The sequence below is a fragment of the Ferrigenium kumadai genome, assembly GCF_018324385.1.
GTDB classification, from domain to species: Bacteria; Pseudomonadota; Gammaproteobacteria; order Burkholderiales; family Gallionellaceae; genus Gallionella; species Gallionella kumadai.
This window is the reverse complement of sequence record NZ_AP019536.1, coordinates 2,468,956-2,487,147: the sequence shown is the minus strand read 5'-3', so window position 1 is coordinate 2,487,147 and position 18,192 is coordinate 2,468,956. Positions and strand designations below refer to the sequence as shown.

The following is an 18,192-nucleotide window of genomic DNA, read 5'->3' as shown; positions in this document are numbered from 1 at the left end:
TGCTCAGTGCACCTCTTGAAAAATCGGCGGCTTGATTTGAAAGCAGGGGCTCTCACAACGGAAAGACGGCAGATTTTTTTCTGGACCGTGTTGTTTACAGGGGCGAATATTGGAGTCAAAGGCGCCCTTGTTCTCGTCGTCATGTTGCTGGCGTCGGTGCTGTCGCCAGCTGCCTATGCTGATTTTGGGATGCTTTACGCTTTGCAGGGCGCTATGGCCACGTTTGCGGTGATGGGACTGACAGAGGTTACCGCTGGACGTCTGAAGACTCACAGCTCTGGTCGTCGTCGGCAATTTCTGTTTCGACAGATGTCTGGTCTCTTTTGGGTGATGGCATCGTTATCCCTGATTCTGGTAGCGCCGATTATTGCTATGGTCGTTCTGAAGAGGGATTTGCTGGGCCCGGCTATTTTTGCGATATTGCTTGGCGCGTCGATTAGTTACGGAGTTCTGCAAGCCAGTTTCCATCGCATTGAGGAGCGTCATGCAGCTTCGCTGCTATCGAGTGCCGGCATTCCTCTAGGTGGCGTCATCGGGTTGGTGGTTGGTGGTTGGTGGTCTCAAGACTTGGGTACGATTTTTGGCCTTGGCTTTCTGGGTGCAGGCCTTGCTCTCGTGGCTCTGTTTTTGGCGGGGAAGATCTACGTTGGCCAAGTTCGTAACTTTTTGCGCGTACGGCGCGACATTGTTGTTCTCGCCCCGTTTTTGGCCATGGGAATTTTCGGCTGGCTCAGCGGATACGGCATGAATTTCATTATCGATCTGCGGTTCGAGCCCAGTTATGTTGCATCCTTTACCTTCCTGTTTACGGTCGCGTCCATCGGCCAGATGATTGCCAATTCTTTAAACATGGTATGGGCGCCACGTTTCTACCGGATGTTCAACGAGGGTCACTTGGATCAAGCTGAGCCACAGAATCGATATTTTTTTTCCATTCTTGCCGTTGTACTTGGCGTAGCCGGTGCTCTTGCTGTCGGCCTGCTGCCCTGGGTTACTGGATTCATTGGCGGGAATTTAAATTATTACGGAAATTACCGCCTCGAATTTGCTTTATTGATAGTGGGATATATTGTCTGTATTCCTTGGTGGCACGGCCAAAATTACTACCTCGTGGCTGGATTCGGGCGTGAGTTGATGCGTCTTGCATTATGGTCAGGAGGCGTGGGGCTGGTGGTTTGGGTAATCTGCATGATTGCTCTTGGGCCAATCGGGATTTTCCTGGGGTTCCCCCTCCAAATGGTGATTAAGTCCATTACAATGTGGATGGCAGGAAGTCGGCATTGGACAATCAGGCCGCCATGGACGATATTGGCGCTTGCTTCTGCAATGACATTCGCTGCAGTGTTTTTGCCCCTTCCCGCATGATGGAGCGATGTAATGTTTCGCGAGAGATGCTCTTGGCATAAGTTTACTGACAGCATCTTGCACATTTCCTGAAGATTGACCATGACCGAAATAAAGACGTTCAGCCGCATCCCCCTACTAACGATCGCAATCCCCACTTGGAACCGCCAAGAGTATCTGCGGCAGAACCTTCGGCAGCTGAAGGCGGAAATTGACACCGTCGGTCACCATTTGGTCGAGGTCCTTGTCTCGGATAATTGCAGCACGGATGCGACCCCGGACGTTGTTCGTGAAGCACAGGAGGACGGTCTGCCTGTCCGGTATGTGCGCAATGCGGAGAATCTGGGTTGGGCACTGAACTTTGCGCAGTGCGTCGATCTCGCTAACGGAAAGTACCTGCTGCTATTCGGGGATGACGATGTGCTGTGCAACGGAACACTTAGCCTGCTTCTGGAACAGTTGGCCGCGGGCGACTATGGAGTGATTTGTCTTCGACCTTACGGGTATGACAAGGATTACAGGCTTGAGAACCCTGGTGGGGAGGGGCGGATACGCCGGTTCGACGACGCTGGCAGGTTCTTGGTTTCCATTAGCCAGTATTTCACTCTGACATCTGCCTTGGTAATCAACCGCACCATGCTAAGCAATGTAGATAGCAGGCAGTTCATTCATACCAATTTGGCAACCTTCCATTTGGTCTTACGGGCTGCGCTGGCCGCTAAGAGTAACTTGTATATTGAAAAGTTTCTCGTTGCCAGCAAGCGCCAAAATTCATTCTCCTACGAATATTACAAGGTATTTGTAAATGAATTCTGGTCGATCATCGATCAGCACGTTCAATACGGTCTTAGCAAAGAAGCGCTTCGGTCCTTGGAGACATGGCGGCTTCTCACTTATTATCCTTTTTATATGCTGGATTTGCGGACATCGGGACGCGGTGATCTGGAGGGGACTGATCTGGCCCTGAATGCCCGTTTTCATGATCGCCTGTTATTTAAGTACTGGGTTCGCCCGATTCTCCGCTTGCCAAGGCCGCTGGCCATCATGTGGGGGACTTTGGCTATGACCTTGGGGCGATTGGCCAGGGGGGACCTAAGGCGGGGCATGAGTTTTATTCGTGATAGGTTGAGGCGATTGCTGCAGAGGTCGTAGGCGTGGAGTGATGTCACGCTAGATTAATTTTGTTTTGATAATGGTCTTCTATAATCTGAAGGGTTGATTAAAATATGAAAGTTGTAATTCTGTGTGGTGGAAAGGGGACGCGTTTAAGGGAAGAGACGGAGTATCGTCCTAAGCCAATGGTTCCGGTAGGAAATCACCCTATTCTTTGGCACATCATGAAGATTTATGCGGCTCATGGGCACAAGGAGTTCATTTTATGCCTGGGATATAAAGGGGAGGTCATCAAGGACTGGTTTAGAAACCTCAACTGGATGACATCCGATGTCCGCATGACCCTTGGAGATTCCGGCAAGGTTCATTTTTATGACACCATGGAAGAGCGCGACTGGACTGTTACCCTGGCCGACACCGGCCAAGAAACCATGACCGGCGGGCGTATCAAGCGTATTGAAAAATATCTCGACGGTGATGAGGAATTTTTGCTGACTTATGGGGATGGATTAGGCTCGGTTGATATTACGGCATCCATCGAGTACCACCGCCTGCATAATCGGGTCCTCACTCTTACTGGTGTCCGCCCTCCAGGGCGTTGGGGTGAACTCAAGGTAACCGATGGGCATGTCACCAACTTTTTTGAGAAACCTCAGACTTCGAGCGGGATGGTTAACGGGGGCTTTTTCGTCGCCAACCGCAAGCTCTTCACTTATCTTAACGATGATCCAATGCTCGTTTTTGAGCAGAATCCCCTTAATACATTAGCGCGTGAAGGGGAGTTGGGGTGCTACGCACATGACGGCTTTTGGCAACCCATGGATACTTATCAGGAGTTTATGCTACTGAACAAGATGTGGAATGAGGGCAGGGCTGAATGGAAAATATGGTGATGCATCGCGCCCAGCCCCCAGTCCTGAACCTTCGGGGTCTTCGTGTCCTGGTGACGGGGCACACTGGATTCAAGGGGGCGTGGCTCTGCGAGTGGCTGCTTCAGGGTGGAGCCTCCGTGTCTGGCTTGGCGCTTCCTCCCGAAGGCCCGCTTTCCTTGTTTGACGCGCTTCGGTTAGAGGAGCGGCTGGCTCGCCATATTATTTGTGATATCCGGAATCCTGGCGGCGTGGCGCAAGCCGTGCGCGAAACTGAGCCTGAAGTCATATTCCATCTTGCGGCCCAAGCGCTGGTGCGACGAAGTTATCAGCAACCTTTGATGACTTGGGAGACCAATGTGAGCGGAACCCTGAACCTTCTGGAAGCAGCCCGAGGGCTCGGACGCCCTGTCACGGTGATCGTCGTGACTACGGATAAAGTTTACAAGAATCGTGAGTGGGAATTTGCTTACCGCGAGGAGGACGAACTGGGCGGCCATGATCCGTACAGCGCGTCCAAGGCCGCGTGTGAACTGGCCGTGGATTCATGGCGCTCATCCTTCGGTGCTGCTGACGGTGTTACCGTAGTAACGGCACGGGCCGGTAATGTAATCGGTGGCGGTGATTACAGCGAGGACCGTATCGTTCCCGATTGTTTCCGCGCGTGGAGCAAAGGTCGGCCGGTGGAACTTCGCAATCCGAAATCAACTCGTCCTTGGCAGCATGTTTTGGAGCCGTTATCCGGCTACATGGCACTGGCCGCGCATGTTCGCGATGGATCTCCGGTAATCAAAGCCTGCAACTTTGGTCCGGGAAGTGACGGAGATCACAGCGTGGAAACTTTGGTCACCATGATGGCTGCGCGGCAGCCGGGCCGCGCGTGGACAGTGACTACTGCGGCACAGCCCCATGAGGCTCGCGCCCTTTCTCTGTCCATTGACCGGGCAAAACACATTCTGGGGTGGTCTCCAAGGCTGACATTCGAGGAAACGGTAGCTTGGACAGATGCCGGTTATACCACGGGGCTGGGCAATCTCCCTGATCTTGTCCGGCAACAGATCGCAGATTTTGTGAACAAAGAATTTTAATTTCTCATGTTTGAAGCACGGCCCATGCCCTTTGTGGCGGATCGCAAATTGATGCAAGGAGGGCGTAAGGAGCCGCGGCTGACCATCCTGCATGCGGGCGCTATCTGTTTGATTGTGGCATACCTGTGGCCGTATTGGATCAATGGACAGGCCGCTTTTCTTCTGGTGCACGATCAGCTCGACAGTCTTTTTGTGAGCTACAAGATCCTGGCCGAAAGCGGTATGCTGTTTGCACATCCCGATGCACTTGTTCCCGGGATAGGTGGCGAGCTGCCTCGCGCCGTTTACCCCTCGCCCTTTTTTGTGGTGCCGTGGATGTTCAAGTTGTTCGGCCCCTTCCACGGTTTCGTTGTGAACCAGCTGCTTATCCGGTTCATCGCTTACTGGGGGATGTACAGGCTGCTGACCAAGCACCTGCTTACTGATGAGGGCAGTCGAATCCCGGTCGTTTTTGCCTCCGTGGCCTTTGCCTGCCTTCCCTACAACAGCCTCTTCGGCTTGGGGGTTGCCGGCCAGCCACTGTACTTCAGCAGTCTGCTGGCCATCCGGAAGCGGCAGGAGGGCGCTATGGACTGGGCTGTATGTGCTCTGTTTCCTGCCTATTCCATCCTGGCGCTCGGAGGATTGTTTGCTATAGCCGTGGGCGGCTTGATTTGGTGTGTCGACCTGATTTCCCGTAGACCGGGCGCCAGCCGGCTTTTCAAAGCATTGGCGCTTACTCTTGCCGCAGCCCTGATTGTTGACTATCAAATGTTAATGATCGTCCTTGGGTTTGCTGACGGATTCAAGTCCCATCGTATTGAAATATCCCTTCCCTCTCCGGACTTCTGGTCGGCGACGGCCGCTGCCTGGGATAATTTCAAGTGTGGACAGTATCATGTTCCTTCGCTGCAAGATCATTTTATCTTGCCGGCAATATTGGGCATTCTGGGGCTTGTGGTGTGGGGGAAAGAGGGATTCCCAAGAAGCCCGATGGGGCGGCTCTCAGTGTTGCAGATGTTGGCGTTTACCTGTTTCCTTGTTTCGCTCTTCGTGTTGCTAGCGTTCGATGGTCGAATGTCCGCCCTCAATAAAGGAGAAATGGTCATTCTGCTGGCTTTGTCACTGTTGGCTACTTGTTTGGGTGCTAATAACGCCAATCGCGCGACAGCGGTTCTGCTCTGGAGCCTGCTTGCGGCGTTGGTGATCTCCCTGTGGTATGGCTACTGGCCCATGTTGTGGCCACAAGTGTCCGCCGGCGCGCCGCAGCTGCCATATATGAACCTGTCGCGGTTCCACTATCTGCATCCTTTGTTGTGGTATATAGCCATGGCGGCCGTTTTAACCGTTATGTGGACACGTTGGCATATCGTGGGAAAAGGCATCGCGGTCGTCCTGATCGTTTTGCAGGCGGTGGAATTGGGCGAGCGGACTGAGGATCTGCAAGCGCGGACTGCGGGTGATCCGTCATATCAGGAGTATTTTTCCTCTCAACTTTTCGATGAGGTATCTCGGCGCATCGGGCAGGACAAAATTACATACAGTGTGGTGTCCTTGGGGCTTCATCCAAGCATCGCCGCATATAATGGCTTCCGCACTTTAGATGGCTACACGGGCAACTACCCTTTGCGCTACAAGCATGCCTTCCGAAACATCATTGCGGGAGAACTGGATAGGGATCCGGCATACCGTAGTTATTTCGACGACTGGGGCAGCCGCTTTTATATTTTCTCAAGTGAGTTGGGGAAGACAGATGCGGCCTTCATGCTGACTAAAGATCGTGTCGAGCGTCTAGGAGTGCGCGTTACTGACCTGCGCTTTAATACCTCGGCCTTCGTGTCCATGGGGGGACGCTATGTTATCTCCGCCGTGAGGATTGAGAATGCCACCAATTTGGATTTGGTTTTGGTCTCTACCTTTGAGAATCCGGCCTCTCCTTGGCGAATATTTCTTTATAGAGCAACTTCTACGCTGTCTTGATCATGTCCAGCCCAATGCGGAAAACACTAATATCTGTTGTCATTCCTGTCTATAACGAAGAAGACAATATTGAAGCGTCATACGAGGCTGTTTTGCGGGAATTTAATGCCTATGATGATATTGACGTAGAAATCATATTCACTGATAACCATAGCGTCGATAAGAGTTTCTCAATTCTTTCCGATATCGCAAAACGCGACAGACGCGTGAAAGTGCTACGATTTACCAGGAATTTCGGGTTCAATAAGTCCATCCTGGCTGGCTATAGACACGCTTCTGGAGACGCGGCCATCCAGATTGACTGCGACCTGGAGGATCCTCCGTCACTTTTTCATGAGTTTATCCGGTTGTGGAGAGATGGGCATGATGTCGTGGTTGGTATACGTGCGCAACGGAAGGAAAGTCGCGCAAAGGCTTTAGTGCGGCGATCCTTCTATGCACTGCTTAACAATTTGTCAGACGTTAAGCATGAGGTGAATAGCGGGGATTTTCGTCTCATAGACCGAACGGTTCTTGATCAGCTGAAAATTATCCAAGACCCCCATCCCTTTGTTCGTGGACTGGTTTCGGAGCTATCGATTAATCCGGCGTCCGTTTCGTTTTCCCGTAATAGCCGTCAGTTTGGCGAGAGCAAGTTTCCCCTCCGTCAATTGATTCGCTTGGCATTGGAGGGGGTTTATGCGCATTCCACAGCACCCCTGAAGTTGGCAACCTATGCGGGCCTGATCATTGCGCTTTTGATGGCCCTGTTAACAGGATGCTATATCATAGCCAGACTTCTGGCACCCGGCGAATGGCCTGCGGGCTTTGCAACGACCACAATTCTAATTTTGTTTGGCATCAGTCTGAATGCACTGTTTCTTGGGATCATTGGCGAATACATCGCTCGTATCTATCAGCAGGTTCGGATGCGGCCCTATGTGGTGATTGAAAAAGCACTTAACATCGAAGCCTCTGGCGGTGTGTACAACGAAAAAATTTAAAGTTACTGGCATGCCAAAAAATACGACAGATTTCAATGCTCAAAAATTCACCTATAAAGAGGTAATTGAAGAAAAAATTAGTTTTGCTGGTAAAGGACTGGATTTCTATACCAAAGTCAAAGCTGATTTTATAAAACTAGTTATTTCAAAACATCTTTCGGATGCATGCAGGCCTAAGGTTTTGGATATCGGTTGTGGGCATGGCTTCATACATCCTATGCTGCATAGTTTTGGATATGATGTAACAGGAGTAGAGCCGGCGGAAGAGGTGCTGTCGCTGGCTCAGATGAGTAACCCAGAAAATCGTTATTGCGCATATGATGGGCAAGTCCTTCCGTTTGCCGAGGCTAGCTTTGATGTGGCGCTGGCCATTTGTGTTATGCACCATGTGGCACCATCGCAATGGGCTCAATTTCTCGCGGAAGCTCGGCGTGTTCTTAGGCCTGGCGGGCAAATAATAATATTCGAGCACAATCCGCTGAATCCATTGACCAGCTACGTTGTGGCGCACAATGACATCGATGTGGGCGCAGTCTTGTTACCCCACCGAAAACTTGCAGATATGCTCAGGCAGGCAGGATTTGAAAACGTGTACGCCCGATCAATCCTCTTTACACCTTTTGCACACCATGCTTTTCGCCGACTTGATGAGAGGCTTGGCTGGCTTCCTTTCGGAGCTCAATACTATGCTACGGGGACGGTGGTATAGAATTTTCAATTATTGTTATAATTTGAAAGTTTTGGTTTCCGCTGAGCTTGAGTTTCAGCAGGGCCCTTGTTAAGAATATGAGTACGTTTGGCCGAGCCTTTGGCCACGTCAGGTGTGTGTTGTCCAATGGGGCGGAAGTATTACGGGTAACTGTGAAAGAAATCCATTGGGTTGCAGAAGTCAGAGGTGTTTGGTAGTGGCTTCATGTGGTAAGAACAATTGGTCGAAGTAATGGCCATAAGCGGCGTTGGCCGTAACTTAAAGCCCATGCCTTTGGGGTCTGGGTGCTAATTGAAAAAGTTTATATGAAACCTCAAATGAATGAAATTTCCCGTTGCGAAGTTTGCGGCAATAAGGATCTATCCTTGGTTCTTGATTTGAACCTCCATCCAATGTGTGATGACCTCGTGCCAGTAGGCGACAACCGGGTCTGCGTTGAGTATCCCATCCAAATCTTGTACTGCGAGACCTGTCGTACGGCACACCAGAAATACCAGGTTCCCAAGCACGATCTCTTCCCGATGACTTATCACTACAGGTCTCGCTTTACAGCTGACGTCCTCAAGGGGATGCAAGGCTTTGTGGAGAGCTGCGAAAACAGGTTTGGCAGCCTGAAGGGGAAGAAGGTTCTGGATGTCGGCTGCAATGATGGCAGTCTCTTGGGCTTCTTCCGCGAAAAGGGAGCCGAAACGATCGGAGTGGAACCCACGGGCGCGTGTGCTGATGCAGCAGGGCAGGGACACGCTGTGTACAACAATTATTTGACGCCTGACTTGGCTACTGCCATTGCGGCAGAGCGGGGCTTGCCAGACTTAATCGTCTTCACCAACGTTTTCGCCCACATAGAGGATCTGACCTCGGTATTGGAGTCACTGCGCCGCCTGATGTCTCCGGGTACAGTTGTTGTGATCGAGAACCACTACTTGGGTGCGGTTCTGGACGGAAATCAGTTCGATACTTTCTATCACGAGCATCCTAGGACGTACAGCTACACTTCATTTGTTCATATTGCCAAGTCGCTGGGCGTTGCGGTTTCTGGGGTGGAATTTCCTTCGCGCTACGGCGGTAATATCCGGGTGTTCTTGGGGCCTGCCAATGCCTCGGCGCAGGTGGTGAGCGATGAGGTTCGTGCCATTTTGGATCGGGAGGCCGCTTTCCCCGAACGTTTCCGACGCATGCAGAAGAATGTGGAGTTGTGGCGTGCCCGTAAGAAGGCCGAAATAGAAGGCTTGGTTCGCCAGCACGGAAAGCTTGCCGCCAAGGCTTTCCCCGGTCGCGCGGCTATTCTCGTCAAACTTCTGGGTCTTGATGCTGATCTTGTCTCTGCGGTATACGAGAAACCGGGCTCCATGAAGATCGGTCATTATTTGCCGGGCACACGTATTCCTATCATGTCAGACGACGATCTTTTTTCAGGCGGGGACCTCTCCAAGCCACTGTTGAATCTTGCCTGGCATATTTCCGGCGAGATTCGCAGCTATCTGACGGCTCGGGGATACACCGGTCCGATCATTGACATCGTTAGTCCGGAGGACTTCGTCTGACATCTGGCTTGTCTGAAACGATCAAGCGTGGGGTATCGGCCCATGGTGGCGGTTGAACGAGACTGTGATTTTCCAGGAAGCTTGCCAGACCATATTCTTATCCTCGGCGGAGGGCGATGGGCTCGCGTGCTGGTGGACGTCCTATGCGGCCTTTTGCCCGCGTCCGTTGGGCTTGCGGTTTGCTCCCCGCGAGGTGCCGAAGCACTAAACACATGGATACGCGAGCGAGGCCTTGGCAACCGTCTGCAGGTGCTGGACGGGCGGCCTGAACGGCTCTCTCGGGGGCATACCGCTGTGATTATTGCAAATGCGGCCAGGGACCACGTGACTGCCGCAAGCTGGGCGCTTGGGCAGGGGGCCGCGGTTCTGGTGGAGAAGCCTTTTGCTTTGACCCTCAATGATGCATACAGCCTTTCCGCTCAAGCTGCGGAACGGGGCCAATTTCTTGCAGCAGCTCATGTGTTCCGGTTTGCGCGTTATCTTGAAACATTTGCACATCATGTGGCCGCCGCAGGGGAGGTTCAGTCGATCGCAGTGGAGTGGGCCGACTCTGTTGGAGAAAGGCGTTATGGGGAAAACAAACAGTATGACCCAGGCGTGCCAGTGTATGTGGATTGCCTGCCTCATGTAGTTTCAATCTTGCAGACAGTTTTTGCCTCCTTTCCGATGGCAGGCGGACCGGTGGATGTCGAAGCGGGTGGTAGCAGGGTGAGGATCCCGCTGACGCTTGCTGGTCATCCTTGTCAAATCACCTTGGAACGCAATGCACCCCAGCGCCGACGGGTGATTGCGGTGGAGACCACTAAGGGTACTTTGGAGTTGGACTTTTCAACGGAGCCGGGAGTTATACGGCAGGGTGCAGTGATGCACAATGCCGACGATACTTGGGGTGTGGCCCCGCGCCCGCTGGCTTCGTTGCTGAAGGCGTTCTTGGTCGCCGCCGGCGGTGGTCCGATCGATCCACGTCTGGGTCTCGACACCGCTTTCCGAGCTTGCGGCCTGATTGAAACGACGGCGTCGTCGTACCAGGCGGCTGTATTGCCTTGGGTGACTGAAGCGTTGGCGGCCGGTGTAACGGTGGATGGCAGCCTGCGCTATGCGTTACGTGAACTGCTGGAGGCGGAGGGGCCGCTCACCACGGGTGATTTGGAAGCGCAGATCGCTCGGTTGCGCGCTCGGTTTCGAGTGCTTCAGTCTGTTGACGAACTTCAAGCGTTGCCCAATGTAATTCGTGCCTGCGCCAAGGGCTGACGGGGCGCAGGAGAACTGATATTCTTGCAGGGTTTTTCCAGGTACATCCTTGGTTCCCATAACATCACGCTCCGGATCCTGAATCACAATGTCAACCAGACCCTATCAAATCTGCTCCAACTGTGTGATGGACACATCGGATTCACTGATCGTATTTGACGATCAGGGCGTCTGCGACCATTGCAACACCTTTTACCAACATACTTTACCGAACTGGCATCAAGATGAGCAGGGGCAGCGTGAGTTGCATGACCTTGTTGAAAAGATCAAGCGGGCTGGGGTTGGCAAGGACTTTGATTGCATCATCGGTATGAGCGGCGGCATCGATAGCTCGTATTTAACATACATTGCCAAGGAGACACTTGGTTTGCGGCCTTTGGTATTCCACGTAGATGCGGGATGGAACTCTCAGGAAGCCGTTAACAACATCGAAAAACTGGTAGATGGCTTGGGGCTGGATTTATACACAGAAGTGATTGATTGGGAAGAAATGCGCGATCTTCAACTCGCGTTCTTCAAATCCGGCGTGCCCCATATTGATACGCCGCAGGATCACGCTTTCTTCGCGACTATGTACAAATTCGCGGAGCAGTACAACGTCAAATATATTCTGACCGGAGCCAATCTTTCGACGGAATGTGTTCGCAATCCGCTGGAGTGGATGTATTACCAATCGGACTCAATCCAGTTGCGGGACATTCATCGCCGCTTCGGGGCTCGACCGCTCGTGCGCTATCCCGTTACATCGATCTTGTGGCACAAGATCTTTTTACCTTATGTAAAAAGGATCAAGGTAGTGCGGCCGCTTAATTATGTGCCCTACATCAAACAAGATGCGGTCAAATTGCTGGTGGAGAAATTTGGGTGGCAGCCTTACCCGCAGAAGCACTTTGAGTCGCGGTTTACTCGGTTCTATGAGGGATACTGGCTGCCTAAGAAGTTCGGCTATGACACTCGAAGAGTGCAATTTTCCAGCCTGATTCTGACTGGTCAGATGACACGGCAAGAGGCGCTTGAAAAACTGGTTACGCCTCCCTATGACGAGGCTACAGTTGCGCAGGACTTTGAGTATGTGGCGACCAAGCTAGGTATTTCTGTGACGGAGTTGCAAGGCTATATGGATGCGCCCAACAAAAGTTATAAGGACTATCGGTCGCAGGACTGGATTTACACCCTGGGGGCGAGGGTGATGAAGGCGCTGGGTTTGGAAGTGGGCGGCAAACGGTGATCACCCTGGTCGATTATGGCTTGGGAAATATCCAGGCGTTCGTCAATATCTACAAACGGTTGAACATTCCGGTTACTGTGGCGCAGACAGCAGACGCACTGACTGCAGCCGAAAGAATCATTTTGCCAGGGGTGGGGGCGTTTGACTGGGCTATGACGCGGCTTAATGAATCTGGGATGCGCGACTGCCTGGACGAACTGGTGTTGGTTAAAAAGCGGCCGGTGTTAGGTGTGTGTGTAGGCATGCAGATGATGGCCCGGCGTAGCGATGAGGGTAAGCTGCCGGGACTGGGGTGGATCGACGCAGAGGTTGTGCGTTTTGATGAGGCGGGGTTTAGTCAAAAGACACACCTGCCACATATGGGCTGGAATGATGTGCAACCGCGTGATTCAAGCATCCTGTTCAATGGGATGACTTCACCGAGGTTTTATTTTTTGCATTCCTACTACTTTGCGGCAAGGAATGCAGATGAGGTTGTGGCGTGGACGGATTACGGTATTTCGTTTGCTTCGGCAGTGCAGTCAGGTAACGTATTCGGCACCCAGTTTCATCCCGAAAAGAGTCATCAGTGGGGCGTTCAACTACTGAAAAACTTTGCTGAACTCACATAGGAAACGATGCCAAGAATGTTGCGCCCAAGAATTATCCCCTGCTTGCTTGTTAAAAATGGTGGGCTGGTTAAGACAGTTCGTTTTGGCGAGCCAAAGTATGTAGGGGACCCAATCAACGCGGTTCGCATCTTTAACGAGAAAGAGGTCGACGAGCTGGTTGTTGTGGACATTGATGCCACTATGCATAATCGCGCACCCAATTACACACTGATTGCCAATCTGGCTGCGGAATGCCGTATGCCTTTGTGTTATGGGGGGGGGGTAACGAGTGTCGATCAAGTAGAAAAGATCATCAGTCTCGGGGTCGAGAAGGTGGCAATTGGTGCGGCGGCTGTAAAGACGCCGGAATTGATTTCCGAGGCTGCCATTCGTGTAGGCAATCAAAGTATCGTCGTGGTGTTGGATGTAAAGAAGGTCGGGTTATTCCGTCGCTACGAAGTTTTTATTCAAAACGGCACGCTGGGGACTGGTTTTGAGCCGGCGGAATTTGCGCGGCGGGCGGAGGCGCTTGGGGCTGGAGAAATAGTTGTAAATAACATAGATCGGGATGGTGAGATGAGTGGCTATGATTTAGAACTGATTTCTCGCGTAAGAGACGCCACTTCCTTGCCAATGTCGGTGCTGGGTGGAGCGGGGTCCCTAAATGATATACGGGACTTGGTTCACAAATTTGGAATAATTGGCGCGGCAGCCGGTAGCTTGTTTGTTTTTAAGGGGAAATACCGGGCCGTATTGATAAATTATCCGGGGCGCGCCGAGAAAGACGCGTTGTTATTGAATAGTAAGGGTAATACGTGAAACAAGTCCTGCAGTCTCTCAAAACCGGCATTACCGAAGTTGCCGAAGTGCCCTGTCCGGCGGTCAAGCGCGGGCAGTTGTTGATCCATTCTTCACAAACCCTGGTCTCTGCGGGCACGGAACGCATGTTGGTCGAATTTGGCAAGGCGGGCTGGATAGAAAAGGCTCGACAGCAGCCGGATAAGGTGCGGATGGTCCTGGACAAGATTCGCACCGACGGATTAATGCCAACGATTGAAGCGGTTTTTAACAAGTTGGACCAACCACTGCCGCTGGGGTACTGCAATGTAGGGCGGGTATTGGAAGTCGGCGGTGGGGGCACGGCATTCGAGATTGGCGATCGAGTGGTTTCTAACGGTAAGCACGCCGAGGTGGTGAGTGTCCCCATCAACCTTTGTGCGAAAGTGCCGGAGGGGGTATCTGACGAGGAAGCTGCCTTTACGGTTTTGGGCGCTATCGCACTACAGGGCATCCGGCTGGTAAAGCCTACGCTGGGAGAGGCGGTAGTGGTGACCGGCCTTGGCTTGATTGGCTTGGTGACGGTGCAACTCTTACGTGCGCATGGTTGCCGGGTGTTAGGTATCGACTATGATCCGGCTAAGCTTGAGATGGCGAAACGCTTCGGGGCGGAAGTGGTGAACCTTTCAACGGGAGAAGATCCTGTTGCGGCAGCGCAACGTTTTTCGCGTGGGCGTGGGGTAGATGCCGTGATCATTACGGCTTCTACCAAGAGCAATGAACCTGTCCACCAAGCGGCGCTGATGTGCCGCAAGCGCGGGCGCATCGTGTTGGTTGGCGTGACTGGTCTCGAGCTATCGCGGGCCGACTTTTTTGAGAAGGAATTGACGTTCCAGGTTTCGTGTTCCTATGGTCCCGGCCGCTACGATCCGAACTATGAAGACAAGGGCCACGATTACCCTGCGGCGTTTGTGCGCTGGACAGAGCAGCGCAATTTCGAGGCCGTGTTAGACATGATGGCCGATGGGAGATTGGACGTAAAACCGCTGATTTCACACCGGTTTGCCATTGATAAGGCGGAACAAGCGTATGAAGTGGTGGCGGGGGGCGGGGCATCGCTTGGGATACTTCTGAACTATCCTCAGAGTGAAGAATCGGCGAAGGGGGTACGGCGGCAGACGGTAGATCTTGGTTCCCATGCGTCTTCTCGCCCCCAGCCTCTTTCTCGCACAGAGAAGAAGGATGTATGTCCCGCATCGCTCGGAGTAATCGGGGCGGGGAATTACGCTACGGCGGTGTTGATTTCAGCCTTCAAGGCCACCGGAGCCCGGTTGAAAACTGTGGCATCGGGAGGGGGCGTGAGCGGCTTGCATGCTGGACGCAAGTTTGGTTTCGAGGCGACGACCACCGACACGGCAAGCGTGCTGGCGGATGCGGAAGTGAATGCTGTGATTATTACGACACGGCACGACAGTCATGCAAGAATGGTTTGCGATGCACTGGCTGCAGGTAAGCACGTTTTTGTAGAAAAGCCCTTATGTTTGAAGGTGGATGAGCTTGAACAGATCAAAGCGGCGCATTCGTCCTTTAGCACTGCGCCTTTAGCGTCGCCTGTAGTGATGGTTGGGTTCAATCGCCGTTTTGCCCCTCAGGTGCAAAAGATGAAGGAGTTGCTGGCTGGGGCCACGGGGCCAAAGGCCTTTGTGATGACGGTGAACGCCGGGGCGATTCCTGCGGAGCACTGGACCCAAGATCCCGAAGTGGGGGGAGGGCGCGTCGTTGGGGAGGCATGCCATTTCATTGATTTGCTGCGTTTCCTGGCCGGGGTGCCTATCGTGGAATGGCGCAGAACATCAATGAATTCCGCTACTCAGGATACAGTGAACCTGGAGCTCGTTTTTGCCGATGGGTCGGTGGGTACCGTGCATTACTTTGCCAACGGTAGCAAGTCCTTCCCCAAGGAGAGGTTGGAGGTATTTACGGGAGGTCGAGTATTGCAGCTCGACAATTTCCGGCGGCTGACAGGCTACGGGTGGCCGGGTTTCTCGAAAATGAACCTGTGGCGACAGGACAAAGGACAGAAGAATTGTGCGAAGGCGTTTGTTGCTGCAATTGAGGGCGATAGTTCGCTTCCGATCCCATTTGAGGAAATTATTGAGGTCAGCCGTATCTCCATTGAATTAGCAGGGAACTGAGGGGCGGCCAGGTGAAAATACTTACTGTCTTTGGTACGCGGCCGGAGGCCATCAAAATGGCACCGCTGGTCGTGGCGCTTGCCGCTGATAGCAGGTTTGAGTCCCGCTTGTGTGTCACCGCTCAGCATCGTGAAATGCTTGACCAAGTTTTGGCATTGTTCGGGTTGAAGCCGGATTTTGACTTGGATGTGATGAAGAAAAGTCAGGGCCTGACGGAGATAACCACATCGATTCTCACAGGGATGCAGGAGGTTTTTGCGGCGTTCAAGCCCGACATCGTCCTGGTGCATGGTGATACCGCAACGACTTTCGCAACCGCTCTGGCCGCCTACTATCAGCGGATTCCGGTTGGGCATGTCGAAGCCGGATTGCGTACCGGCAACCTTTATTCCCCGTGGCCGGAGGAGGCGAACCGGAAGCTTACCGGTGCACTGGCTGCCTTGCACTTCGCGCCTACTGATACTGCCCGGACTAACCTTCTGAAAGAAGGGGTGTCGCCGGAACGGGTGTTCGTGACAGGCAATACGGTCATTGATGCGTTACTGCAGGTAGTGCAGAAACTCAGGACAGACAATTCCCTTCAGGCGGTATTTCGCAAACAATTCTCGTTTTTGCCGACCGATCACCGGCTGGTGCTGATCACCGGGCACCGGCGAGAAAGCTTTGGCGGTGGGTTTGAGCGGATATGCCATGCTTTGATCGATAGCGCCAAGGCATTTCCGGATGTCGAATTTGTTTACCCCGTCCATCTGAATCCGAATGTGCAGGAGCCGGTATCCCGGTTGCTGCAGGGTATTCCCAATATCCACCTTCTGGAGCCTCTGGATTACCTGCCTTTCGTCTATTTAATGGACCGCGCCTACCTGATTCTTACAGACTCCGGCGGGATTCAGGAAGAGGCGCCTTCCCTTGGAAAGCCTGTGCTGGTGATGCGCGATACAACCGAGCGCCCCGAGGCGGTTGCGGCGGGAACAGTAAAGTTGGTCGGCACTGATACAGATGCCATCAAGGCTGGATTGCATTGTCTCCTCACCGAATCAGAAGCGTACCGCCAGATGAGCATTGCCCATAATCCTTATGGACAAGGAAATGCCTGTGCGCAGATTCTCGATATCCTTTCACGCATCGAAACTTTTACCAACTAAAAAAGCAAGCTGATCATGCCATTTCAAACCATTTCAGTCATTGGCCTTGGTTATATAGGATTACCCACCGCCGCCGTCATTGCATCACGGAAAATCCACGTTATCGGGATCGACATCAATCAGCATGCCGTGGATACGATTAACCGTGGCGAGATTCATATCGTCGAGCCCGATCTTGATAGCATTGTCCGGGCTGTAGTGACGACCGGTCACTTGAGGGCTTCCACAAAGCCGGAACCAGCAGATGCATTCGTGATTGCAGTGCCGACACCATTCAAAGATCACCACGAGCCGGACCTCAAGTTCATTGAAGCGGCCTGTGCCTCAATTGCCCCAGTATTGAAGCCGGGAAATCTGGTCATCCTTGAATCGACCTCGCCGGTTGGGGCCACCGAGAAGCTGGCGGATTGGCTGGCCGCGGCACGGCCAGACCTTAGTTTCCCCCAACATGCCGGCACAGCCTCGGATATTCGCATCGCTTATTGTCCGGAGCGAGTGTTGCCTGGCAAGGTGTTGCACGAGCTGATAGAAAACGATAGGGTCATTGGCGGCATGACCGAAAAATGCTCCCAGGCAGCGGTTGCCCTTTACAAGACGTTTGTGCAGGGAGAATGTTTCGTCACCAATGCTCGCACAGCAGAGATGTGCAAACTGACTGAAAACAGTTTCCGCGACGTAAACATCGCATTTGCAAACGAACTGTCACTGGTCTGCTCTCGGCTTGGAATCGATGTATGGGAACTCATCCGGCTCGCCAATCGGCATCCCCGGGTAAATATTCTTCAGCCGGGCCCAGGGGTCGGGGGTCACTGTATTGCCGTCGATCCGTGGTTCATCGTTGATTCCGCACCAGAGGAGGCTCGTCTGATCCGGACGGCTCGGGAAGTCAATGATTACAAACCTCAGTGGGTGATTGAGCGTGTACAGTTGGCGGTGGCGGCTTACCTCCAGGCCAACCCGAAACAGACCGCGCGCGACGTCGTGATCGCATGCTTTGGATTGGCATTCAAGCCGGATATTGACGACCTTCGTGAAAGCCCGTCGCTGGCGATTACTGCTACGTTGGCAAGTGCCCACCCAGGGGTGGTGCTGGCGGTGGAGCCGAATGTAGAAACGCTGCCAGCCTCGCTGGAAGGAAAAAATGTAAGGCTGGAATCGATGTTCGGGGCTGTAAAGAAAGCGCACATCATCGTTGGTTTGGTTGCTCATCGCCCGTTCAAGGAATTGGACGTCGATACCTTAGGTGAGAAATCGGTTGTAGATGCCTGCGGTGTTTGGCGTCATAACTCTTGAAACTGTCACGACTATTCTGGACGGTTCGGTATCTCCGGCCTGAGCAAATCTGGCACAGGCTGGTTTTCCGGATAATTCGCCGATCTCCAGATCTGGCAGAGGCT

General features: G+C 52.9%; 15 protein-coding genes. All 15 read left to right on the top strand.

What is annotated here, in order from left to right:
- Positions 1-15: 15 nt before the first annotated feature.
- The 15 genes from FGKAn22_RS12030 (at position 16) to wecC (ending at position 18,088) form a co-directional block, all read left to right on the top strand.
- Positions 16-1,365 carry a lipopolysaccharide biosynthesis protein gene (locus tag FGKAn22_RS12030; RefSeq protein WP_212785874.1) on the top strand — a complete coding sequence of 450 codons (1,350 nt, stop codon included), beginning with the start codon at positions 16-18 and terminating at the stop codon, positions 1,363-1,365.
- Positions 1,366-1,446: 81 nt separating this feature from the next.
- Complete coding sequence (locus FGKAn22_RS12025; RefSeq protein WP_212785873.1) at positions 1,447-2,496, top strand: glycosyltransferase family 2 protein; 1,050 nt, start codon at positions 1,447-1,449, stop codon at positions 2,494-2,496.
- A gap of 74 nt (positions 2,497-2,570) precedes the next feature.
- A complete protein-coding gene (gene rfbF / locus FGKAn22_RS12020) occupies positions 2,571-3,350 on the top strand; it encodes a glucose-1-phosphate cytidylyltransferase (protein WP_212785872.1) in 780 nt (259 codons plus the stop codon).
- Positions 3,335-4,414 (top strand): CDP-glucose 4,6-dehydratase, encoded by a 1,080-nt coding sequence (gene rfbG / locus FGKAn22_RS12015; RefSeq protein WP_212785871.1) that lies wholly within the window; start codon positions 3,335-3,337, stop codon positions 4,412-4,414. Before rfbF ends, rfbG begins: the two co-directional genes overlap by 16 nt.
- Before the next feature lie 6 nt (positions 4,415-4,420).
- Entirely contained in the window at positions 4,421-6,373 is a 1,953-nt protein-coding gene (locus FGKAn22_RS12010; protein WP_212785870.1) for a DUF6044 family protein, read from the top strand.
- Positions 6,374-6,375: 2 nt separating this feature from the next.
- Positions 6,376-7,356, top strand: coding sequence for a glycosyltransferase family 2 protein (locus tag FGKAn22_RS12005; protein WP_212785869.1), 981 nt, complete (start codon positions 6,376-6,378; stop codon positions 7,354-7,356).
- Between the two features lie 10 nt (positions 7,357-7,366).
- Positions 7,367-8,065, top strand: coding sequence for a class I SAM-dependent methyltransferase (locus FGKAn22_RS12000; protein WP_212785868.1), 699 nt, complete (start codon positions 7,367-7,369; stop codon positions 8,063-8,065).
- Between the two features lie 317 nt (positions 8,066-8,382).
- Positions 8,383-9,609: a class I SAM-dependent methyltransferase gene (locus tag FGKAn22_RS11995; RefSeq protein ID WP_212785867.1), complete on the top strand. Its 1,227-nt coding sequence runs from the start codon at positions 8,383-8,385 to the stop codon at positions 9,607-9,609.
- Positions 9,610-9,651: 42 nt separating this feature from the next.
- A complete protein-coding gene (locus FGKAn22_RS11990; protein WP_281411877.1) occupies positions 9,652-10,860 on the top strand; it encodes a Gfo/Idh/MocA family oxidoreductase in 1,209 nt (402 codons plus the stop codon).
- A gap of 88 nt (positions 10,861-10,948) precedes the next feature.
- Positions 10,949-12,088 carry an N-acetyl sugar amidotransferase gene (locus FGKAn22_RS11985; protein ID WP_281411876.1) on the top strand — a complete coding sequence of 380 codons (1,140 nt, stop codon included), beginning with the start codon at positions 10,949-10,951 and terminating at the stop codon, positions 12,086-12,088.
- Entirely contained in the window at positions 12,085-12,699 is a 615-nt protein-coding gene (hisH, locus tag FGKAn22_RS11980) for an imidazole glycerol phosphate synthase subunit HisH (RefSeq protein WP_212785864.1), read from the top strand. The genes FGKAn22_RS11985 and hisH overlap by 4 nt, the downstream gene beginning before the upstream one ends.
- A gap of 6 nt (positions 12,700-12,705) precedes the next feature.
- Positions 12,706-13,497 carry an AglZ/HisF2 family acetamidino modification protein gene (locus tag FGKAn22_RS11975; protein ID WP_212785863.1) on the top strand — a complete coding sequence of 264 codons (792 nt, stop codon included), beginning with the start codon at positions 12,706-12,708 and terminating at the stop codon, positions 13,495-13,497.
- Positions 13,494-15,650: a bi-domain-containing oxidoreductase gene (locus tag FGKAn22_RS11970; RefSeq protein WP_212785862.1), complete on the top strand. Its 2,157-nt coding sequence runs from the start codon at positions 13,494-13,496 to the stop codon at positions 15,648-15,650. The genes FGKAn22_RS11975 and FGKAn22_RS11970 overlap by 4 nt, the downstream gene beginning before the upstream one ends.
- Positions 15,651-15,661: 11 nt before the next feature.
- A complete protein-coding gene (wecB, locus tag FGKAn22_RS11965; RefSeq protein WP_212785861.1) occupies positions 15,662-16,795 on the top strand; it encodes a non-hydrolyzing UDP-N-acetylglucosamine 2-epimerase in 1,134 nt (377 codons plus the stop codon).
- Between the two features lie 15 nt (positions 16,796-16,810).
- Entirely contained in the window at positions 16,811-18,088 is a 1,278-nt protein-coding gene (gene wecC / locus FGKAn22_RS11960) for a UDP-N-acetyl-D-mannosamine dehydrogenase (RefSeq protein WP_212785860.1), read from the top strand.
- Positions 18,089-18,192: the final 104 nt, after the last annotated feature.